An 18,000-nucleotide genomic window follows, 5' to 3' on the forward strand; every position below is an offset into this window, starting at 1 on the left:
GGGGTTGGCGGCGGCTGAAATGCCGGCGGGGCGCAGCGCCAGCGCGCCGTCGCCGATCAGGCCATGGGCAAGGGCGGTCAGGGCGAGGAAGGCGGGGTATTCCCAGCCGCCGTTCGGGGCGGTGAAGAGCCAGCCATTGGGGGCATGGACGCTGAGCGCGCCGAGCAGGATCGGCAGCAGCAGGAGCGAGACATAGCGGCCATAGAAGCCGGTGAGGATGGCGAGCCCACCGAGGACCTCCGCCAGGATGATCGGCCAGGCGAGGAAGCCGGGCAGGCCGATCTGGCCGAGGAAGCCGGCGAAGCCGGGCACGGTGAAGACGGCGAGCTTCAGATAGGCGTGGGCGATGAACATGACGCCGAGCGCGACGCGCAGAGCGAGGGCGCCATAGGGGGCAAAGCGAGTATCGATCATGGTCTTTCTCCGAAGGACCGGTTTGGTCTGCGGCAGAGAATGGCGATTTCGATTTAGCAATTCAAATTGGCATTTTCGGAGAATGACATTGCCGTTTTGCAATGAATTCAGCCTGGCATTTTGCCGAACCGCAATCATCTTTGGGCCCAACGAGGGCAGCCTCCAGCAGCCCGGAGGACGACACCATGCAGATCAACGGCATCCACCACGTCACCGCCATCGCCGGCCCGGCGCGCCGGAATCTCGATTTCTACAGCCGCGTCCTCGGCCTGCGCCTGGTGAAGAAGACGGTGAACTTCGACGACCCGACCACCTGGCATCTGTATTTCGGCGATGCCGAGGGCAATCCGGGCACGATCCTGACCTTCTTCCCCTGGGAGCATGTCGCGGCCGGCCGGCTCGGCGTCGGTGAGACGGAGGTGACCACCTTCCGCATCCCGGCGGCGGCGGTCGGCTACTGGACGCATCGCCTCATCGCCAACGGCGTCGCCCATGACGCCCCGCAGAAGCGCTTCGGCGAGACCGTGCTGGCCTTTCGCGATCCGGACGGCATGCGCCTCACTCTGGTCGCGGTGCCCGGCAGCGAGAGCGAGCCGGCCTGGGACAATGGCGAGGTGCCCGTGGACGTCGCGATCCGCGGCTTCCACGGCGTCACCCTGCTGCTCGACAAGACGGAGACGACCGCCGCGATCCTGCGCGACGTGTTCGGCTTCGTCGAGGCCGGCCGCGAGGGCAACACCGTCCGCATGCGGGCCGAAGGCACGGCCCATGGCAGTGTCGTCGACCTGCGCGCCGCCGGTGGCTTCCTGCCGGCCCGGATGGGCGCGGGCTCGGTACACCACATCGCCTTCCGCGCCGGCGACGACGCGGAGCAGGCCCGCATGGTGAAGACGCTGGTCGAAAGGTTCAGCCTGCGCCCCACCGAGCAGAGGGATCGGAACTATTTCCGCTCCGTCTACGTCCGCGAGCCCGGCGGCGTGCTGTTCGAGATCGCGACCGATGCGCCCGGCTTCGCCATCGACGAACCGGCTGAGGACCTTGGCGGCACCCTCAAGCTGCCGGCGCGGCACGAGCCGCGCCGCGCCGAGATCGAGGCCGTCCTGCCGGCCCTGGTCTGACCCTCAGATGCGCTCCGCCTCCGGGCGGAGCGCCCCTCACCGAATACCCCGAAAGGAGGCCGTGCCATGACACGTCTTGCAACCAGCGCGCCGGAAACCTTCATTCATCGCTTCGAGCCGGCGACCGCGCCCGGCCAGGCACCACTCCTGCTGCTGCACGGCACCGGCGGCGACGAGAACGACCTCTTGCCGCTCGGGCGCACCGTCGCTCCGGGCGCTGCGCTGCTCTCGCCGCGCGGCCGGACGCTGGAAGCCGGCATGCCGCGCTTCTTCCGCCGCTTGGCCGAAGGCGTCTTCGACGAGGAAGACCTGCGCCGGCGCACCCATGAACTCGCCGATTTCGTCGAGCAGGCGAGGGTTGAGTACGGGCTGCCGGCCCCGATCGCGCTCGGCTTCTCGAACGGCGCCAACATCGCCGCCGCGATGCTGCTGCTGCGGCCGGAGGTGCTGTCGGGCGCGGTCCTGCTGCGGGCGATGTCGCCTTTCGCCAAGCCGCCGGCGGCAGCGCTGACGGCCAAGCCCGTGCTGATCGTCTCCGGCAGCTTCGATCCGATCATCCCGGAGGAGGACGCGGCGCGTCTGGCGGCGACGCTCATCGGGGCGGGGGCTTCAGTCGACCATCGCAGCTTGCCGACCGGTCACGGCTTGTCGCAGGCGGATCTGCGGCTGGTGCGGGATTGGCTGGCGCAGCGCTTGGCGCTCGCGTCCTAGATGAGCTCAGGCTCCAGGCCTGATGTGCTTCGAAAGATAGCACGTCAGGCCGAGCCCGCCGAGCATCACCGAGATCATATAGGGGCCGAACAGGCAGGCGACGAACACCGCCGCGATGAAGCCGAGCATCAGGCTGTTGCGCCAGTCCAGTGTCATGACGGGGCCTCCACGAATCGGTGCCAGTATCATGAAGATAACCTTCACCCTGTGAACCGCATTTGAACAGAATTCGTTAACAGAATCTTGCCGTTGCGGGCCTTCTCTCACCCCGGCGGCAATTGCGGCAGGCCGCTTCCACGTCCGGCCAGCCCGCCACTCAACCGCACTCCCTGAGGAAGCGGCGCGCGACATGGCCCTCGGCGAAGCCGTCATAGCCCTTCGCCAGCCTGGCATCGCCGGGCCAGTGCCTGACCTTGCTCCAGGCGCCGCGTCCGCCCTCGACGATCTGGACCTCGTCACCGGCCTTCATGCGCAGGATCAGCCGGCTTTGCGCGCGAGGCGCGGCACGCAGGGCGACGAAGCCGTCGGCCGTTTCGGGCATGAGGCAGAACAGCGAGGCCCTGGCGTCGCCGCCATGGAGAAGCAGGCCGAACAGCGCGAACAGGGCAGGGCGGATCATCGGGCTTTCCCCTCGCAGCGCCCGGGCTTCACGCCTCTCAGCATGCCGCAAGATGCGGGGACTGTCGCCACGCCGCGGCACCTAGACCGTTCTCGCGCGTTGTGTTCCGCGACGCCGCAACGCGGCACGGAGACGATAACCATGATGTTCAATCTCTTTGACGCCTTCGCCGACAGGGTCCGCGAGCAGGCCGACGACTATGCCAAGGCGCAAGCGCGTATCGGCGCACGGACGCTGGCCCACGTCTTCGACCCGCTGGGGATGGCATCGGCTATGGCCGGGCCGGTACTTGCGCCGGCTGCCGGGACCGAGTTACGGCCGCCGCGGCTGAAGAGCGAGCGCCGCGCCCGCCGCAACGCGCGCCCTGCACCCAAGCGACAACTTCCGCGCCGGCGTCCGGCATTGAACTTCGCTTGACCGGTCCGCGCTTCGCCCGGAAAGTCGTGGATATGGTTGGCTGGCTGAACTCTGGATCGGCTGCGGCGCGAGGCCTTGCCTTGCTGCCCTGCCGCTTCGTGGCCGGGCAGGGGGCGGCATGACCAATATCCTCATCGTCATCGCGAGCCTCGTGACATTGGCGGCCATGATCTGGCTCGCCTTTGAGGACAAGGCGGTGCTGGCCCTGCCGCTGGTCATCGTCTTCGCCGGATTGGTGCGGACGCTCGTCCGCCGTTCGGGGCGCAGGGGTATCACGCCAGCCGAAATCGCGCCGCCGCCGCATGATGACCGGCAGCTGTGAATCCAGCGTCGCCACCCTGCAATTGCCGCGTTGCATCGCGGCGTCGTGCACTCTATAAGCCGACCCGTCGGAGCGTAGCGCAGCCCGGTTAGCGCACTTGTCTGGGGGACAAGGGGTCGGAGGTTCGAATCCTCTCGCTCCGACCATTTTCTTCTACAATTTCAGTTTTGTGGGAGGCGGCCGGGCTGCCGGCATCGTCGCGTCCTCAACGAAACCAGCTCAGGCTGCACCAATCGAGCGGACATGTCCGCTAGCTCCCCGGTGGGTGGTCGCATGCCGTTCCGGTCAGGAAGAATCACATCAGCTTTGCTGCTCGTCGCCTTCGCGCTCTCCGCTTGCGCGCAGGATGCGACACGCCCGGCGGTCTACCACAGCCACAAGGTCAGCAATGGCGAGCTGACGGAGAGCAGCTGATCCGCTGATGGGATGCTTTCCGCTCTGGGCCATGCCGGCGCGGAGCTTGACGACGGCTTCCGCCTACGCGCTCGTCCGCGAGGCAGGCCGAGCGCCTGACGTCGGCGCGGGCAGGGCGGCCATTCCCCAGATCAGGCCGAGCATCAGGTAGAAATGCCGCCAGTGGTCGGTATCGATCTGAAAACCCTGCAGGATCGTGACGAACAGCACCGACCACAGCACGATCGCATGGCCCTGCCAGGGTGTGCGGCGGAACACGACGCGCCAGCCGGCGATGCAGGTCGCGGCGGTCAGCGCCAGATAGGCGAAGCCGCCGAGCCAGCCATAGGAAGCAAAGCCGTTGATGTAGACGTTGTGCGGGTCTTCCGGGAAGTGGAAGCGGAAGCGCAGCGGCCCGAAGCCGTTCGGCAGGTCGAGCAGCATCGGCAGCGAGCGCAGCTGGTTGCCGAAGCGGCCGGTGACGCCCTGATCATAGTCCTGGTCGAGATTGGCGCGCAGCTCGAAGAGGCTGCGGATGTTCTCGAAGGAGAGCGCGATCAGCAGCGCCACCACCAGCAGGACCAGCATGACCAGCGTCAGGAGGACGATGCGGGCGCGTTGCGACGTGCTGCTCGAGGTCAGGAAGGTCAGCCCCGTCATCAGCAGCGCCGACACTGCGAGATTGACCCAGGCGCCGCGGGAGAACGACAGGAACAGCGCCAGCAGCGGGATGCTCAACAGCAGAAAGCCCTTCACCAGCCCGATCCGGCCGACGATCACCGCATGCAGCAGATAGATCAGCGGCAGCACCAGGAACGGTCCGAGCACGTTCGGGTCCTTGAACGTGCCCGATGCCCGGGACGCGTAGGTGAACACGCCGGAGAGGCCGCCGACATCGAAATAGCCGAGAACCGCGGCAAGGCCCGCGCACCAGGCGGCGAAGAGGTAGCCCTTGCGCAGCGTCTCCAGGCGGCCGAGCGGATCCTCCGCCATGATCGCCGCGAAGAAGATTGCGGTCAGCATCAGATAGACCGAGACGGCGGTGAAACGCACCGAGGCCGACTCGTCCATCCAGGGGATCAGCGCGATCACGCCGCCGATATTGTAGATCAGCAGCAGCACCGCCATCGGCAGCAGCTTCTGCGAGAAGCGGATGCCGGTGAGCGCGAAGACCAGCAGCGTGATCGGGAAGACGAATTCGTAAGGCGAGGGCTCGATCAGCGCGACGAAGCTCACCGCCAGCAGCAGCCACAGCGTGCCGCGCTTGATCGCGGCATGCGAGATCGTCAGCCCCCTGCGCCGGGGCGCACCATCCTGCCGCTGCGCCAGCGTGCTCAATAGGCGTTCTCGTTCTTGGTCATCAGCGAGAACGGCGTCTTGATCAGGATGTAGAGATCGAGCAGCACCGACCAGTTCTCGATGTAGTAGAGATCATGCTCGACGCGGCGCTGGATCTTGTCCTCGGTGTCGGTCTCGCCGCGCCAGCCATGGACCTGCGCCCAGCCGGTGATGCCGGGCTTGACCTTGTGCCGGGCGAAATAGCCGTCGACGACCTGCTCATAGGCGCGGTTCTGCATGGTGGCGTGGACGGCGTGCGGGCGCGGGCCGACCAGCGAGAGATTGCCCCTGAACACGACGTTGAGCAGCTGCGGCAATTCGTCGATCGAGGTCTTGCGGATGAAGCGGCCGACGCGGGTGACGCGCGGGTCGTCCTTGGTCACCTGCTTGGCGGCGGAAAAGTCGCTCATCTCGTGATAGAGGGAGCGGAACTTCAGCACCTCGATCATCTCGTTGTTGAAGCCGTAGCGCTTCTGCCGGAACAGGACCGGGCCCCTGGAGTTGAGCTTGACCGCGACGGCGGTCGCCAGCATCAGCGGCGAGAGCACGATCAGCGCCAGCGTGCCGACGATCTTGTCGAACACCCATTTGACGACGATGTCCCAGTCGGCGATCGGCCGGTCGAACACGTCGAGCACCGGGACCGCGCCGATATAGGAATAGGAGCGCGGCCGGAAGCGCAGCTTCGACATATGGGCCGACAGCCTTATGTCGATCGGCAGCACCCAGAGCTTGCGCAGCATGGCGAGCAGGCGCGCCTCCGCCGAGATCGGCAGGGTGAAGATCACCAGGTCGAGCTTGGTACGGCGCGCGAACTCGACCAGGTCGTCGATCGTGCCGAGCTTGGGATAGCCGGCGACGAGATCGGGCGAGCGGTCGTCATTGCGGTCGTCGAACACGCCGCAGATGCGCAGGCCCGTGTCGCGCTGCGCTTCCAGCGCCTTGATCAGCTCCTCGCCGGCCGGCCCGCCGCCGACGATCGCGGTGCGCCGCTCGAGCCGGCCCATCCGGGTGAGCCTCAGCACGATCAGCGAGACCGCCAGCCGCTCAGTCAGCAACAGCATGAGGCCGACAGAATAGAAGCCCGCGAGCCAGACGCGCGAGACCTGGTCGCTGATCTTGAGGAAGAAGAAGCCGGCGAGCGCCAAAAGGAACAGCACGGTCCAGCCGGCGGTGACCCGCACCGCCATGCCGATGAAGTTGCGCAGCGCGCCGACATGGTAGAGGTGCAGCGCTTGGAAGACGCCGAGCGCGCCGACCGCCATCAGCGGCACGGTGATCTGGTAGGGCAGGGTGTAGTCGGCCTTGCCGGCGACGTAGAAGGCGAAGATCAGCCCGCCGACACCGAGGATCACCAGCACGTCGGCGAGACGCACCAGGCCCTCGATCAGCACCGGCGACAGCGTCTGCTTGACCGGCATGGCAGCGATGCGCTCGGCCAGCGGGTGGAAGGTCCGGGTGCTGCCGGAATCTCCGCTCGTCGGCGCGGAGCCGGCTGAATCCGCCTTGATCAGGTCGCGAACGTCGAAAGCGCCCATCTCGTCCAGTCCTCGCGCACGGCGGCACGCCTGCCGTGCTGAAAGCCATCCCGACCTAGCGCAAATTGCTCTCGGAAGACTTAATCGGACTCTGCGGAAGCGATCGGGATTTGAAGTGATTTTCGCCGATCGCGGACGCCCTGAAATGGCGGCGCCAAAGCATCTTTTTTCGGACGCATGGAAAGGTCGATTTTCGCTCGGGCCTTCAATGTATTAGCGCATGGATTCGATGGTCGGAAAACGTACGAAAAAGCCGTTGAAAGTCGTGGTTGAGTTGACAAAAAGCATAGATTCAGGCATTTAAAGGGACGATGAGTGTCTGAGAAGCACATATTTCATTGATCTTGCCCACGGGTATTTCCGGTAATTTGGGCATGGCGATGTGCTGGCCTTGGGCGAAAGCCTGAACGCTCCCTTCATCTCAAACTTCGTCTCTTAAACGCTAACGATGCGCACCCCGCAGACGCCGCACCCGCGCCGCCTGCGCCCCGGGCCAGCGCCCTTGTGTGACTTATGTCTTTTCATTGGTTGATCCTGCTCGCGGCCATCGCCGTGGAGCTGCTCGCGACGTCGGCTCTGAAGGCCTTCGTCGCAGCGCCGGTCCTCGTCGCGGTCCTTCCGCTCGTGCTGATCGGACTATCCTTCGCCCTGCTCAGCATCGCGCTGCGCGTCATCCCGATGGCGGTCGCCTACGCGGTCTGGGAAGGCCTCGGCATCGTCGGCATCGCCCTGATCGGCCATGCCTTTTTCGCCGAGCACCTGACGGCCGGACGCATCCTGGCGCTCGCCCTGATCATCGGCGGCATCGTGCTGCTGGAACGCGGCGTCGGTCACGACGCCGATCATGTGGTCCCCGAGGAGGATGAGCGGAGGCTGGTGTGACCTTCGCTGCCTCCGCGCAAGCCTTCGCGCTTGCCTGGCTGGGACTTGCCGTCGCCCTCGAGGTGATCGGCACCAGCCTGCTCAAGCTCTCCGACGGGTTGAAGCGCCGGCTCGTCGGCGCCCTCGGCGTGCTGTGCGTCGTCGGCGCCTTCGCCGCCCTGGCGCAGGCGATCCGTGGCATGGACCTCTCTGTCGCCTACGCCGTCTGGGGTGGCGTCGGACTGGTGCTGACGGCCGTGGTCGGCTCGCTCGCCTTCGGCCAGCGCATCCGCCCGGCCGGATGGCTCGGCATCGCGCTGGTCGTCGCCGGCGTGGTCGCGCTCAAGCTGTTCTGAGCGGAAGGCGTCGCCTCAGTTCAGGAACGGGTTCTTCCACCCGCCCTGCAGGGATGGCGCCTTGGGCGGAAAGGCCTCGACGAGATAGTCGAGCACCTTGCCGCGCTCATCGGCGGCGAGGGCCGGCATGTTGTGCTTGCTCAGCATCCAGTCGAGCGTCTCGCCCCATTTCTCGCGGCTCAGCCCCTGGGCCGCGACCAGCTTGAAGTTGTGGCAGGCGATGCAGGCATAGAAGGCCTCGTCGCGGTTCGGCCCGGCCGGGAACATCTCCGGCGTCTCCTCCGCCGGGGCAGGGGCCTGCGCCAGCGCCGCCGGCATGGCGAGGAAAAGCCCCGCGCCGAGCGCGAGCCCGGCGCGGCGGATGCGTGCGATCATGGCACTCACCCGACCAGCACCGCGACCCGATGCATCGGATTGGCGCCGTAGCCCTGCGGGTTCCAGCCGCCGGCGACATGCGGTTGCGCCCGGCCCTTGCTGTCGGTCGCGCGCACCCAGATCTCGTAATAGCCGTCCGAGGGCAGCTCGACCTTGGCGGTCCAGCGCCGCCAGTCGTAGCGGTTGCGCGGCTCGGCCGCCTTGGCCTGCTGCCAGGTCGCGCCGAAATCGATCGAGACATCGACGCGCGAGATGCCTTCATGCCCGTCCCAGGCTGCGCCGCGCAGAGCGAGCTTGCGCGTGCCGGCGGCCAGGCGCGTACCGTTGGCCGGGTTGGTGATGATGCCGCGCACCGGCATGTCGGTCATGGTGCGCATGTTCGAATCGTCGGTCTTCCCGCCGGGGATCATCGGCTTGATCGCGACCGAATAGGAGGTGCCGCCCATGCCCTGGCCGTCATGCACCTTGTCGCGGATGGCGATCCGCTTCAGCCATTTATGCGAGACCGAAGCCGGGAAGCCGGGAATGATCACCCGCAGCGGCCCGCCATGGATGGCCGGCAGCGGCTGGCCGTTCATCGCCCAGACCAAGAGCGCATGCGGCTCCAGCGCTGCCGCGATCGGCACGCCGCGCGAGATCGCATCCTTGGTGGCGTCGCCCGAGAGATGCTGGTCGGCGCCGTAATTGCCGGTGTGGACCGCGGTCGACTTGAGGCCGGCGCTCTGCAGCACGTCGGCGAGCGGCACGCCGGTCCATTCGGCACAGCCGGCGCCGCCATTGGTCCACTGGTTGCCGCGTGCCTGCGGCTGGAAGAAGGAACGGCCATTGCCGCCGCACTCCAGCACCGTGCGGAAGGTCTTGTGCGTGAACTTCTGCTTGAGCTCGCCGAGCTTGAGCTTCAGCGGCGTGTTGACCTCGCCGTCGATGGTCAGCTCCCAGGCGTCGCCCTCCGTGAAGGGGTCCGGTGTCTGGCCGTTGTTGCGGACGAAGAACTTCTCGATCGGCGTGGTGTCGTCGTCGAGCAGGTGCTCGGGTGTCTCGGCGACGAGCGGGCGGTCGCCGAGCAGGACGAGGCCCTTGGCCTTGCCGGGGAAATCGAGGAGTTGCGGGCCCTTGGGCGCGGCGGCTGTCGGGGCGGCGGAGGGAACGGGCGCGGCGGGCGGCGCCCCTTGCGCCAATGCGGCCGGGATCAGACCGCCGGGCATGTTGTCCGAGAACGGGATGGCGCCACCGACGGCCGCGCCCATTGCCGCGAGCCCGGCACCGCCGAGGAAGCCGCGGCGCGAGGAACCGGTGCGGCGGCCGAAGGCGACGGCGTCGCCGCGCTCCGGATCGTCGCCATAGAGTTCGCTCAGGGACCGTTCCTGCTTCGCCATGGTGTCCTCCCTCGCGGCGTCGTCTTGGCGCCGGCTTCTGAGGAACAAGACGCGCGAGGGTGCCGGATCATTCCATCTGGTCGAAAAAGAATGTTGCCGCGATTCAGGCGAGGCAGGGCTGCGCGCTGCGCCACTCGCTTTGCAGGGCGGTGCGCAGCGGCTCGACCTTGTCGGCGGGCTCGCTCGTCAGGGCTTTGATGAAGCCGGCGATCATCTCGAAACGCGCCTGCGGCATCTCGGTTGCGATCAGGAGATAGCCGCGCCCGCCGGCGTTCCAGCCCGACAGCGCCGCGTTGGCTGAGGTCGGCGCGAGCGCCGGCTCGTCATGCGGACTCACATGCAGGCTGAGCCGGCAGCCGCGTGCGCCGACAAAGCCGATCCGGACCTGCCCCGAGGCCGAGGTCGCTTGCCAGATCGGCTGCAGGCCGAGACGGGCGAGCTCGTTCGTGACGGGCGAGGCTGCAGCCGGCGCAATCGCCACCGCGGGTTGAGCCGGCGCGCTCGCGAATTGCTCATGCGCTGCCAAGGATACCGTGACGAAACTCCCCGAGGCATCGCGCCGTAGCAGGACCGGCGTGAAGGCGACGGCCGTGGCGATGACGAGCGCGGCCGCGATCGCTGCGACCCGTTGCCAGCGCGGACGTGGCGGACCCGAGCGCACGGGCAGGGGCGGGGTCGCGCCGTCAGCCGGCAACCCCTGCAATTCCTGCTTCAGCCTGACGATGCCGCGCAGCCTCTCCGCCGTCTCCGGCGAGGTCGCCAGCCGCTCCGCCAGGACGCGCTGCTCGGCCGGCGCCAGTTCGCCGTCGGCGAAGGCGTTGAGCGTCTCCCAATCCGATGGAGGCGACTGGTCAGCTCGATGCGGCATGGCGGATCGGGAGCACGCGGATATTGGCTCCCCCTATGATCGAAAGCAGCATGGCCCGGGCCCGCGACAGGCGGCTCATGACGGTGCCGGCCGGCACGCCGATCAGTGCCGCCGCTTCCGCATAGCTGAAGCCGTCGAGGTCGACCAAAACCACTACCTCCTTCATCGCGGCGGGCAGCTGTTCCAGCGCCTGTCGCACCGTGATCGCGCTGAGCGCGCGTTCGTCGAAACGCCAATCCGCCGGCTCGGGCGCCGGCGTGCCCTGCTCGCGTTGCTGCCGGCGACCCTGGTCGATCAGCAGGTTGCGCAGGATGCTATAGAGCCAGCGGCGATAGGCGGGGTCCTCCGCCGGTTCGCTCCTGGCCGTGAGAACCCGCAAGGCGGCTTCCTGCGCGGCGTCGGCGGCCCGCTCCCGGTCGCGCGTCAGCGCGCAGGCATAGCGGAACAGCCGCGCCCATTCGCGTTCGAGCCGCGCATGGCGCGCGTTCGCCTTGCGTCCGTTGCGCCACATGCTCGCGCCATCCGAACCGGTTCATATCGCGAGCGGACAGGGCCAACGCCGGGTGCCCGCGACAGCGGCGAGCATAGGCGAGGATTCGCGAAAGCGGAACCGGAAGCGCGCGCCTGCCTGCCGGGTTTCAGCCGATGCGTCTGGCGAGCGCGGCGCGATAGGCGTCGACGACGCCGTCGACCATGGTGTCGAGACGGAAATTCGCCCGGACATGCGAGGCGAGATCGGCGGCCTCGGCGAGACGCTCCGCGACCGGCGTCGCCAGCGTCCTGCGGATAGCATCGGCGAGGATGGTCGGCTCGTTCGGGGCGATCAGCCGGGCGGCATGACCGGGCCCGTAGATCTCCTTGATGCCGCCGACATCGGTCGCGATCAGCGGCTGCGCCGCCGCCGCCGCTTCGAGGATCACATAGGGCAGGGACTCGGCCCGCGATGGGATCACCATCACATGCGCCTTGGCGAGCGCGGCGCGGATCGGGCCCGGCGGCTCGAACATGCATTGGCCCGCGATGCCCTGGTCGACCGTCATCTGCCGCAGCAATGCCTCGTCCGGGCCCGAGCCGACGATCAGGACGCGCGGCGTCAGCCCGTCGCGCCGCTGCAGCAGCGCGAGCGCCTCGATCAGCGTGTCGACGCCTTTGGCCGAGCGCAACTCGCCGAGATAGACAAGATCGAACGCCGCCTCAGTGTGGTCGATCGGCTCGAACTCGGCCTCCGAGATGCCGTTCAGGACGATGCGATGGTCGGTGCGCGGCTTGTGCCCGATATGGGCCTCGAAGCGCCCGGCGATGAAGGCGCTCTCGAACAGGAACATGTCGGTTGCCGGCTCGAGCAGGCGCTCGACCGTCATGTAGACGCGGTGCTCGGTGCTGCCCGGCTTGTAGTTGAAGCTGCCGCCATGCGGCGTGTAGGCGGTGACATAGCGCCGCCCGCGCGAGACCAGGGCTGGCAGGCGGGCATAGACGCCGCCCTTGGAGCCATGCGCGTGCACGATCTGCGGTGCGATCCGCTTGCGGGTCGACACGGCCGAGGCCTGCGCGCGCATGTCGGTGAGGCTCGGATAGCGCGACATCGGCACGCGGGTGACGCCGAGCGTTAGCTGCGGGCCGAGCTCGGCGAAGACCTGGTCGGCGCGCGGCCCGCCCGTGGTCGAATCGCAGAAGATGCCGACCGCATGGCCGCGCGCGATCTGGCCACGGGCGAGGTCGAGCACATGGCGGAACAGCCCGCCGAGCGGCGCCCGGAAGACATGCAGGATCGTCAGGGGAGCGGAGCCGGCCGCGACGGACATGGTCGGAAGGTCCCGGGCAGGCGCGGTCAGAACCAGCGTTCCTTGATCACGATCGTGTCGCCGGGCCTGACCGGATAGGTGACCGGCACCGTGCCGGTGACGAGTTGGCCGTCCATCAGGCGGGTGACCTCGGCATAGTTGCGCTGGCCGCGCGGGGTGAAGCCGCCGGCGATCGCCACCGCCGTCTGCACCGTCATGCCGTTCACGAACGGGAACTGGCCGGAATTGGTGACCTCGCCGAGCACGAAGAACGGCCGGTAGGCATCGACCTCGACCGAGACCTTGGGCTCGCGCAGATAGCCGCCGCGCAGCTTTGCCTCGATCGCCCGTTCGAGCTGCTGCGTCGTGCGCCCCTGGGCGTCCACCGCGCCGATCAGCGGCATCGAGATGCGGCCGGCGCCGTCGACGGCATAGATGTTGGAGAGATTGTCCTGTCCGAAGACGATGACGCGTAAGCGGTCGCCGCTGGCGAGCTGATAGAGAGCGGCCGTCTCGACGGCGAACTCCGGCGCGACGACGCGCGGCGCGCAGCCAGACATGGCAAGCGCGGCGGCAAGCGCCAGACAGACGGGATGTCTACTCATCATCACCGGCGGACCCATCGAGACATGCTCATAGGGATAGGTCGTCATGGTTAACAAAACCTGATCGAGCTGGCTCTTCGCGGCAAATTCGCGTCCGCCGCTCTTAACCGGCCACTAACCTTAATGGGCTCAGATGACGCAACGTGCCCCTTCAGGGGCGCGAGAGTTCTGCGTGAATGGAAGCCTCATGACCGCTCGCTACGACTCCGTTGCGGCCGCCGGCGAGAGCCGCTCCGAACTGCTCGATCTGCCGGCGCTCTGGGCCGCGATCAAGGCGAAGAAGCTCTGGATCATCGGGCCGACGCTGGCGGCACTGGGCTTGTCCTTCGTCGCGGTCAACGTCATTCCGCCGCGCTACACCGGCCAGGCGCAACTGCTGCTGCAGAGCCGCGACAGCTACTTCACGCGGCCGGGCCAGTCGGAGGTCTCCAACCAGCAATTCGATCCGGAAGCCGTCCAGAGCCAGGTTCAGGTCGTCCTGTCGCGTGACCTCGCGCGCGAGGCGATCAAGCGCATCGGCTTGGTCGGCAACCCCGAATTCGACTCCGGCGCCGGTGCGCTCGGAGCTCTGAAGAAGGTCGGTGTGCTACTCGGCATCGGCGCCCATCCGGCCGACCGCTCGCCTGAGGATCGGGTGCTGGAGGCCTATTACGACCGTCTCCTGGTCTTTCCGGTCGGGCGCTCGCGCATCGTTGCGGTCGAGTTCACCTCGCAGGATCCGGCGCTCGCCGCCAGGGCCGCCAACGCGATCGCCGCCGTCTATCTCGAAATGGAGGAGGCGGCCAAGCAGGACACCGCCCGCAGCGCCTCGTCCTGGCTCTCGACCATGATTGACCCGCTGCGCAAGAAGCTGGCGGAGTCCGAGGCCAAGGTCGAGGTGTTCCGCTCCCGCCACGGCCTGCTCGTCGGCTCCAACAACACCACCATCACCGCCCAGCAGCTCGCCGACCTGTCGACGCAGCTCTCGACTGCGCGCAATCAGCAGTCCGAGGCCCAGGCCAAGGCCGCGATCATCCGCGACGCGATCAAGGCCGGCCGCACCTTCGATATCCCGGACGTCGCCAATAACGAGCTCGTCCGCCGCCTGATCGAGCAGCGCGTCAACCTGCGTGCCCAGATCGCGCTCGAATCGCGCAACCTCCTGTCGGAGCATCCGCGCATCAAGGAGCTGACTGCCCAGCTCGCCGACCTCGAAGGCCAGATCCGCGCCGCCGCCGAGCGCGCCGTGCGCACGCTGGAGAACGAGGCGAAGATCGCCGGCCAGCGCGTCGAGAGCATGACCGCGGCGCTCGAAGGCCAGAAGAAGACCGCCTCCGGCGCCAATGACGACGAGGTGCAGCTGCGCGCGCTGGAGCGCGAGGCCCGCACCCAGCGCGAGCAGCTCGAGCAGTACATGCTGCGCTATCGCGAAGCGCTCGCCCGCGACGCCCAGAACGCGACGCCCGCCGACGCCCGCATCATCTCGCGCGCTGTCGAGCCGACGCAGCCTTCCTTCCCGAAGAAGCTGCCGACCATGGTCGTCGCGACGCTCGCGACCTTCCTGGTCGCGCTGGCGGTGGTGGTCTCGCGCGAGCTCCTGAACGGCGGCGCATCGACTCCCGCGCAGGACGCGCCGCGCCGCAAGGGGCCGATCCGTGGCGAGCCGGGCTTCGGCGCGCCGAAAGACGAGGAGGAAGACCGACACGAGGGCGAGGTGAAGGCCGCGCCGCCGCCCCGCCGCGAGCGCATCGCCGGCCTGCTGACCCATGGCGGGCGCGTCGGCCAGCTTCATCTCGATCTCGCCGATCCCGAGGCTGGCGCGGCCAATCTTGCGGCCTGCGTCAACAAGGCGAGCGAAGGCCATGCGCCGCTCGTCGTGGTGCTTGACGGGGCCGAGCCCGGCGAAGCGTCGCCGCGGGCGCTGGCGCAGCTTCTCTCCGAGCGCAGCCGCTGCATCCTGGTCGACCTCGCCAGCGATGGCGACCGCGACCGGGCCGGTTTCTCCGAGCTGCTCGCCGGCGAGGCGATGTTCTCCGACATCATCACCCGCGAAGAGGATTCGCGGCTGCACGAGATCGCGCCGGGCCGGGCTGGGCGCGCGGCGGTGCTGGCGGCATCCGACATCGTCGACGTCGCGCTCGATGCGCTCTGCGAGACCTATGACTGGGTACTGGTCGCCGCCGCCTCGACCGACGATGCCGAGACGCTGGCGCCGCTGCTCGGCCGTGCGCAGGGCGCGCTGGTGATGGCCGGCCATATCGGCAACGGCCACGCCGTCGAGGTCGCCTATCGCCTGACCGACCTGATGGGAGCGCCGATCGCGCTCGTTATGGTCGAGGCGCCGGAGGAGCAGCTCGAGCTCGCCATTCCGGACAGGGACCCGGTGCCGGCCTGACCCAGCCGACCGATCAAGCCTGTCGCTTCTCGGCAGATGTTAGGAGCGGCTTACTCGTCCGCCTCCGCCGGCTTGCGGCGTCTCAGTAGCCCGAGGATGCGCTGCGCCGTCTTCAGCGCCAGCGGCGAAGCCTTGATCCGCCGCTTCAGCGCCCGTTTGACCTGGCTATAGCCGGCATAGGCGCGCCCCTTGGCCGTCAGCGGGAAGAAGGTGTCGACGAGTTCGTCGCTGTCGTCGCAGATCGTCGTCTTGTAGCGGGCTTCGCCGATGCCGAGATCGAACATGGTGAAGCCGGCCTGGCATTTGCGCTTGATCAGCTCGATCAGGAGGAGCTCGCCGGGGCTGGTGCGTGCCGTTTCCGAGAGAAGGTCGAAGGAGGTCGCCATGCCGGAGAAGCGCTCGCCCTGTACGGCGCCGACATAGGTCGCGACCGAGCGCCCCGAGAGGTCGAGCGAATAGAGTTCGATGGCCGGCGGCAGGCCGGCTTGTCCGATCGCGCCATCGCGCAGGAAGGCGCGGATCGCCGGTGCCGCGAAGGGATCCGGCACGCCCATCTGGGCGAAGCGGGCGGCCTTCTGCGCCAGGAAGTCGTCGAGCACGCGCGCGATCTCGGCTTCGCTATGGGCCTGGACCAGCTCGGACGGGCCGAACTCGGCGAAGCGGTTGCGCTTCGTCGTCAGTTTCTTTCGGGCATGCTTGCTCATCGAGCGCCTGAGCGTGCCGTCGCCATCGCCCGGGTCGAGTGCGAGCTTGTAGGCGCAGCTCGGGCTCTGCCCTGCCGCAAGCTGGGCCGGCGGGTTGGCGATGCCGTGCCAGGCGGTCGGCTGGTTGATCAGGAACAGCGCGTCGATCCCGCCGATCGCCTCGCCGATCTCCTGCAGCAGCACTTGCGTCGCCTCTGCATCGAGCGCCTCGGCGAAGCCCGGCCGGTAGAGCGCCATGTGGTAATTGGCGTGCTTGCCGCCGATGAATTCGGCAAAGCGCGTGCCGAGGCGTTTGGTGATCACCAGCGGGAACAGCGCCAGCAGCCCGCCCTGGCTGTCCTCGACCCGGACGAAGCGGAAGTCCATGCCCTCGGCCCGGCCGATCGTCGCGGCGAAGGGCCGAACCCAGTCATAGGCCTGATAGGGCGTCACCAGCGCATTTGCTTCGAGCGCGCGCCAGTCGGCTTCGAGAGCGGCGAGGTCGCTGCCGGCCTCGACCCTGGCCCACGGGTGCGCCTCCACCTCCCGCCGCAAGGCGGGGGCGGCGGGTGTGTTTGGCGCGCGGTCGGCGACGGCGGACATGCCGCCTTCCTTAACCCGGCATTGTGAACGGACCTGCCACTGTCGCGGACGTTGCATGACGCCATCGCCGAACAGCGTTAGCGAAGGGTTGAATCGATCTATCGGAGACGCCGGGCATGAGCCTGCGCCACAAGGCTTTTTCAGCCGCCTTCGCGGCCATCGGTGCCACCGGCGCCGACCGCTGGGCCAGGGGGCTCGCGCAGGGCAAGGGCGCGATCCTGACGCTGCACCATGTCCGCCCCGCGGCGGCCCGCGGCGGCTTCCGCCCGAATGGGTTGCTCGAGATCACACCCGGCTTCCTCGACCGGGTGCTGACCCTGATCCGGGCTGAGGGCTACGACATCGTCTCGCTCGACGAGGCGCTGGCACGGCTGGCGGACCCGAAGCCCGGCCGCTTCTTCGTCACGCTCACCTTCGACGACGGCTATCGCGACAATCTCGACCATGCCTGGCCGGTGCTGGCCAAGCACGAGGCACCCTGGACGCTCTATGTCGTGCGCGGTTTCGCCGAGCGCACGGCGCGGCTCTGGTGGCTGGAGCTAGAGGAGGCGATCCGGGCCTTGCCGCGCATCTCGGTCGAACTTCCCGATGGCCGCTTCGAGGCTCCGGCCGGAACTGGCGCCGAGAAACAAAGGGCATTCGACCAGCTCTACTGGCGCCTGCGCAAAGGTCCGGAAGCGATTCTGCTCTCAGCGATTTCCGATCTTGGGCGGCTGGCCGGCATCGATCCCGCTGGGCTGGTCGAACGCGAATGCCTGCCGACCGAGACGCTGCGCTCGCTCGCCGGCGCCCCCGGCGTCACTATCGGCGCCCATACGCTGAGTCACCCGATGCTGGCCAAGCACTCGGAGGAGGTCGCGCGCCGCGAGATCATCGAGAGCAAGACCTGGCTTGAGGACGTGCTCGGCATGCCCGTTCGCCATTTCGCCTATCCGGTCGGCGATCCGACCTCAGCCGGACAGCGCGAATTCGCGCTGGCGAAGGAAGCTGGATTTACCAGCGCTGTGACGACCCGGCCGGGGCATCTCTTCGCCGAGCACGCCGACCACCTGCATGCGCTGCCGCGCGTCTCGCTCAACGGCCTGCATCAAAGCGAGGCCGCACTCAGGGCACTGCTCTCGGGACTGCCGTTCCTGTTGTGGAATCGGGGACGAAAAGTAAGCGTCGGTTAGCGCGGGATCCCCTCTCCCGGATGGGAGAGGGGTAGGGGAGAGGGACCGCCGCTGATTGTTAGAGCGGGTGGCCGCC

General features: G+C 67.9%; 19 protein-coding genes, 1 tRNA gene and 1 pseudogene. 9 read left to right on the top strand and 12 right to left on the bottom strand.

Annotated features, from left to right (window positions below):
* Positions 1-552 (bottom strand): annotated as a pseudogene (locus ASE66_RS23755) (DoxX family protein); the annotation flags it as partial.
* Positions 553-599: 47 nt separating this feature from the next.
* Between ASE66_RS23755 and ASE66_RS23760 the strand changes: the two are divergent.
* Together ASE66_RS23760 and ASE66_RS23765 are read left to right on the top strand one after the other, a co-directional pair.
* The gene (locus ASE66_RS23760) at positions 600-1,532 is read left to right on the top strand and encodes a ring-cleaving dioxygenase (RefSeq protein WP_057192235.1); all 933 of its coding nucleotides are present in this window, start codon (positions 600-602) and stop codon (positions 1,530-1,532) included.
* Positions 1,533-1,598: 66 nt separating this feature from the next.
* The gene (locus tag ASE66_RS23765) at positions 1,599-2,243 is read left to right on the top strand and encodes an alpha/beta hydrolase (protein ID WP_057192236.1); all 645 of its coding nucleotides are present in this window, start codon (positions 1,599-1,601) and stop codon (positions 2,241-2,243) included.
* Positions 2,244-2,249: 6 nt separating this feature from the next.
* Here ASE66_RS23765 and ASE66_RS32230 read toward each other — a convergent pair whose 3' ends face one another.
* Both ASE66_RS32230 and ASE66_RS23770 read right to left on the bottom strand, forming a co-directional pair.
* A complete protein-coding gene (locus ASE66_RS32230) occupies positions 2,250-2,399 on the bottom strand; it encodes a hypothetical protein (protein WP_156412304.1) in 150 nt (49 codons plus the stop codon).
* A gap of 160 nt (positions 2,400-2,559) precedes the next feature.
* Positions 2,560-2,862, bottom strand: coding sequence for an SH3 domain-containing protein (locus tag ASE66_RS23770; RefSeq protein ID WP_057192237.1), 303 nt, complete (start codon positions 2,860-2,862; stop codon positions 2,560-2,562).
* A 141-nt stretch (positions 2,863-3,003) separates the two neighbouring features.
* On the opposite strand from ASE66_RS23770, the gene ASE66_RS23775 reads away from it, so the two are divergent.
* The 3 genes from ASE66_RS23775 (at position 3,004) to ASE66_RS23785 (ending at position 3,747) form a co-directional block, all read left to right on the top strand.
* Positions 3,004-3,279 carry a hypothetical protein gene (locus ASE66_RS23775; protein ID WP_057192238.1) on the top strand — a complete coding sequence of 92 codons (276 nt, stop codon included), beginning with the start codon at positions 3,004-3,006 and terminating at the stop codon, positions 3,277-3,279.
* 118 nt (positions 3,280-3,397) lie between these two features.
* The gene (locus tag ASE66_RS23780; RefSeq protein ID WP_057192239.1) at positions 3,398-3,601 is read left to right on the top strand and encodes a hypothetical protein; all 204 of its coding nucleotides are present in this window, start codon (positions 3,398-3,400) and stop codon (positions 3,599-3,601) included.
* 68 nt (positions 3,602-3,669) lie between these two features.
* Positions 3,670-3,747: transfer RNA gene (locus ASE66_RS23785), tRNA-Pro, on the top strand.
* A gap of 331 nt (positions 3,748-4,078) precedes the next feature.
* Here ASE66_RS23785 and ASE66_RS23790 read toward each other — a convergent pair.
* Together ASE66_RS23790 and ASE66_RS23795 are read right to left on the bottom strand one after the other, a co-directional pair.
* Positions 4,079-5,332, bottom strand: coding sequence for an O-antigen ligase family protein (locus ASE66_RS23790; RefSeq protein ID WP_057192240.1), 1,254 nt, complete (start codon positions 5,330-5,332; stop codon positions 4,079-4,081).
* On the bottom strand, positions 5,329-6,870 hold the full coding sequence (locus ASE66_RS23795; RefSeq protein ID WP_057192241.1) for an undecaprenyl-phosphate glucose phosphotransferase: 1,542 nt from the start codon (positions 6,868-6,870) through the stop codon (positions 5,329-5,331). Before ASE66_RS23795 ends, ASE66_RS23790 begins: the two co-directional genes overlap by 4 nt.
* 513 nt (positions 6,871-7,383) lie before the next feature.
* Here ASE66_RS23795 and ASE66_RS23800 point away from each other — a divergent pair.
* Positions 7,384-7,752, top strand: a complete 369-nt coding sequence (locus ASE66_RS23800) for a DMT family transporter (protein ID WP_082613690.1) — start codon at positions 7,384-7,386, stop codon at positions 7,750-7,752.
* Positions 7,749-8,087, top strand: coding sequence for a multidrug/spermidine efflux SMR transporter subunit MdtI (gene mdtI, locus ASE66_RS23805; RefSeq protein ID WP_057192242.1), 339 nt, complete (start codon positions 7,749-7,751; stop codon positions 8,085-8,087). Before ASE66_RS23800 ends, mdtI begins: the two co-directional genes overlap by 4 nt.
* A 15-nt stretch (positions 8,088-8,102) precedes the next feature.
* On the opposite strand, the gene ASE66_RS23810 is transcribed toward mdtI, so the two are convergent.
* The 6 genes from ASE66_RS23810 to ASE66_RS23835 all read right to left on the bottom strand — a co-directional run bounded on the left by ASE66_RS23810 (position 8,103) and on the right by ASE66_RS23835 (position 13,092).
* On the bottom strand, positions 8,103-8,462 hold the full coding sequence (locus tag ASE66_RS23810) for a hypothetical protein (RefSeq protein ID WP_057192243.1): 360 nt from the start codon (positions 8,460-8,462) through the stop codon (positions 8,103-8,105).
* 5 nt (positions 8,463-8,467) lie between these two features.
* Positions 8,468-9,838 (bottom strand): sulfite oxidase, encoded by a 1,371-nt coding sequence (locus ASE66_RS23815; protein WP_057192244.1) that lies wholly within the window; start codon positions 9,836-9,838, stop codon positions 8,468-8,470.
* A 103-nt stretch (positions 9,839-9,941) separates the two neighbouring features.
* The gene (locus tag ASE66_RS23820) at positions 9,942-10,706 is read right to left on the bottom strand and encodes an anti-sigma factor family protein (RefSeq protein ID WP_057192245.1); all 765 of its coding nucleotides are present in this window, start codon (positions 10,704-10,706) and stop codon (positions 9,942-9,944) included.
* Positions 10,690-11,217: an RNA polymerase sigma factor gene (locus tag ASE66_RS23825; RefSeq protein ID WP_057192246.1), complete on the bottom strand. Its 528-nt coding sequence runs from the start codon at positions 11,215-11,217 to the stop codon at positions 10,690-10,692. Before ASE66_RS23825 ends, ASE66_RS23820 begins: the two co-directional genes overlap by 17 nt.
* 127 nt (positions 11,218-11,344) lie before the next feature.
* Positions 11,345-12,508 (bottom strand): glycosyltransferase, encoded by a 1,164-nt coding sequence (locus ASE66_RS23830; RefSeq protein WP_057192247.1) that lies wholly within the window; start codon positions 12,506-12,508, stop codon positions 11,345-11,347.
* 26 nt (positions 12,509-12,534) lie between these two features.
* Entirely contained in the window at positions 12,535-13,092 is a 558-nt protein-coding gene (locus tag ASE66_RS23835; RefSeq protein WP_057193318.1) for a polysaccharide biosynthesis/export family protein, read from the bottom strand.
* Between the two features lie 187 nt (positions 13,093-13,279).
* Between ASE66_RS23835 and ASE66_RS23840 the strand changes: the two genes are divergently transcribed.
* Positions 13,280-15,466 carry a GumC family protein gene (locus tag ASE66_RS23840; protein WP_057192248.1) on the top strand — a complete coding sequence of 729 codons (2,187 nt, stop codon included), beginning with the start codon at positions 13,280-13,282 and terminating at the stop codon, positions 15,464-15,466.
* A gap of 50 nt (positions 15,467-15,516) precedes the next feature.
* Here ASE66_RS23840 and ASE66_RS23845 read toward each other — a convergent pair whose 3' ends face one another.
* Entirely contained in the window at positions 15,517-16,752 is a 1,236-nt protein-coding gene (locus ASE66_RS23845; RefSeq protein ID WP_057192249.1) for a GNAT family N-acetyltransferase, read from the bottom strand.
* A gap of 116 nt (positions 16,753-16,868) precedes the next feature.
* Between ASE66_RS23845 and ASE66_RS23850 the strand changes: the two genes are divergently transcribed.
* Positions 16,869-17,924 (top strand): polysaccharide deacetylase family protein, encoded by a 1,056-nt coding sequence (locus ASE66_RS23850; RefSeq protein WP_057192250.1) that lies wholly within the window; start codon positions 16,869-16,871, stop codon positions 17,922-17,924.
* The last annotated feature ends 76 nt before the right edge of the window (positions 17,925-18,000 follow it).

Source organism: Allobosea sp. Root483D1 (assembly GCF_001429505.1).
Taxonomy (GTDB): Bacteria; Pseudomonadota; Alphaproteobacteria; order Rhizobiales; family Beijerinckiaceae; genus Allobosea.

Bases quoted from the DNA above. Each gene is read 5' to 3' on its own strand.
- ASE66_RS23810 (WP_057192243.1), bottom strand. From the start codon at position 8,462: ATGATCGCACGCATCCGCCGCGCCGGGCTCGCGCTCGGCGCGGGGCTT.
- ASE66_RS23770 (WP_057192237.1), bottom strand. From the start codon at position 2,862: ATGATCCGCCCTGCCCTGTTCGCGCTGTTCGGCCTGCTTCTCCATGGC.
- ASE66_RS32230 (WP_156412304.1), bottom strand. From the start codon at position 2,399: ATGACACTGGACTGGCGCAACAGCCTGATGCTCGGCTTCATCGCGGCG.
- ASE66_RS23815 (WP_057192244.1), bottom strand. From the start codon at position 9,838: ATGGCGAAGCAGGAACGGTCCCTGAGCGAACTCTATGGCGACGATCCG.
- ASE66_RS23765 (WP_057192236.1), top strand. From the start codon at position 1,599: ATGACACGTCTTGCAACCAGCGCGCCGGAAACCTTCATTCATCGCTTC.
- ASE66_RS23840 (WP_057192248.1), top strand. From the start codon at position 13,280: ATGACCGCTCGCTACGACTCCGTTGCGGCCGCCGGCGAGAGCCGCTCC.
- ASE66_RS23845 (WP_057192249.1), bottom strand. From the start codon at position 16,752: ATGTCCGCCGTCGCCGACCGCGCGCCAAACACACCCGCCGCCCCCGCC.
- ASE66_RS23825 (WP_057192246.1), bottom strand. From the start codon at position 11,217: ATGTGGCGCAACGGACGCAAGGCGAACGCGCGCCATGCGCGGCTCGAA.
- ASE66_RS23795 (WP_057192241.1), bottom strand. From the start codon at position 6,870: ATGGGCGCTTTCGACGTTCGCGACCTGATCAAGGCGGATTCAGCCGGC.
- ASE66_RS23780 (WP_057192239.1), top strand. From the start codon at position 3,398: ATGACCAATATCCTCATCGTCATCGCGAGCCTCGTGACATTGGCGGCC.
- ASE66_RS23830 (WP_057192247.1), bottom strand. From the start codon at position 12,508: ATGTCCGTCGCGGCCGGCTCCGCTCCCCTGACGATCCTGCATGTCTTC.
- ASE66_RS23775 (WP_057192238.1), top strand. From the start codon at position 3,004: ATGATGTTCAATCTCTTTGACGCCTTCGCCGACAGGGTCCGCGAGCAG.
- ASE66_RS23835 (WP_057193318.1), bottom strand. From the start codon at position 13,092: ATGAGTAGACATCCCGTCTGTCTGGCGCTTGCCGCCGCGCTTGCCATG.
- ASE66_RS23820 (WP_057192245.1), bottom strand. From the start codon at position 10,706: ATGCCGCATCGAGCTGACCAGTCGCCTCCATCGGATTGGGAGACGCTC.
- ASE66_RS23850 (WP_057192250.1), top strand. From the start codon at position 16,869: ATGAGCCTGCGCCACAAGGCTTTTTCAGCCGCCTTCGCGGCCATCGGT.
- ASE66_RS23760 (WP_057192235.1), top strand. From the start codon at position 600: ATGCAGATCAACGGCATCCACCACGTCACCGCCATCGCCGGCCCGGCG.
- ASE66_RS23800 (WP_082613690.1), top strand. From the start codon at position 7,384: ATGTCTTTTCATTGGTTGATCCTGCTCGCGGCCATCGCCGTGGAGCTG.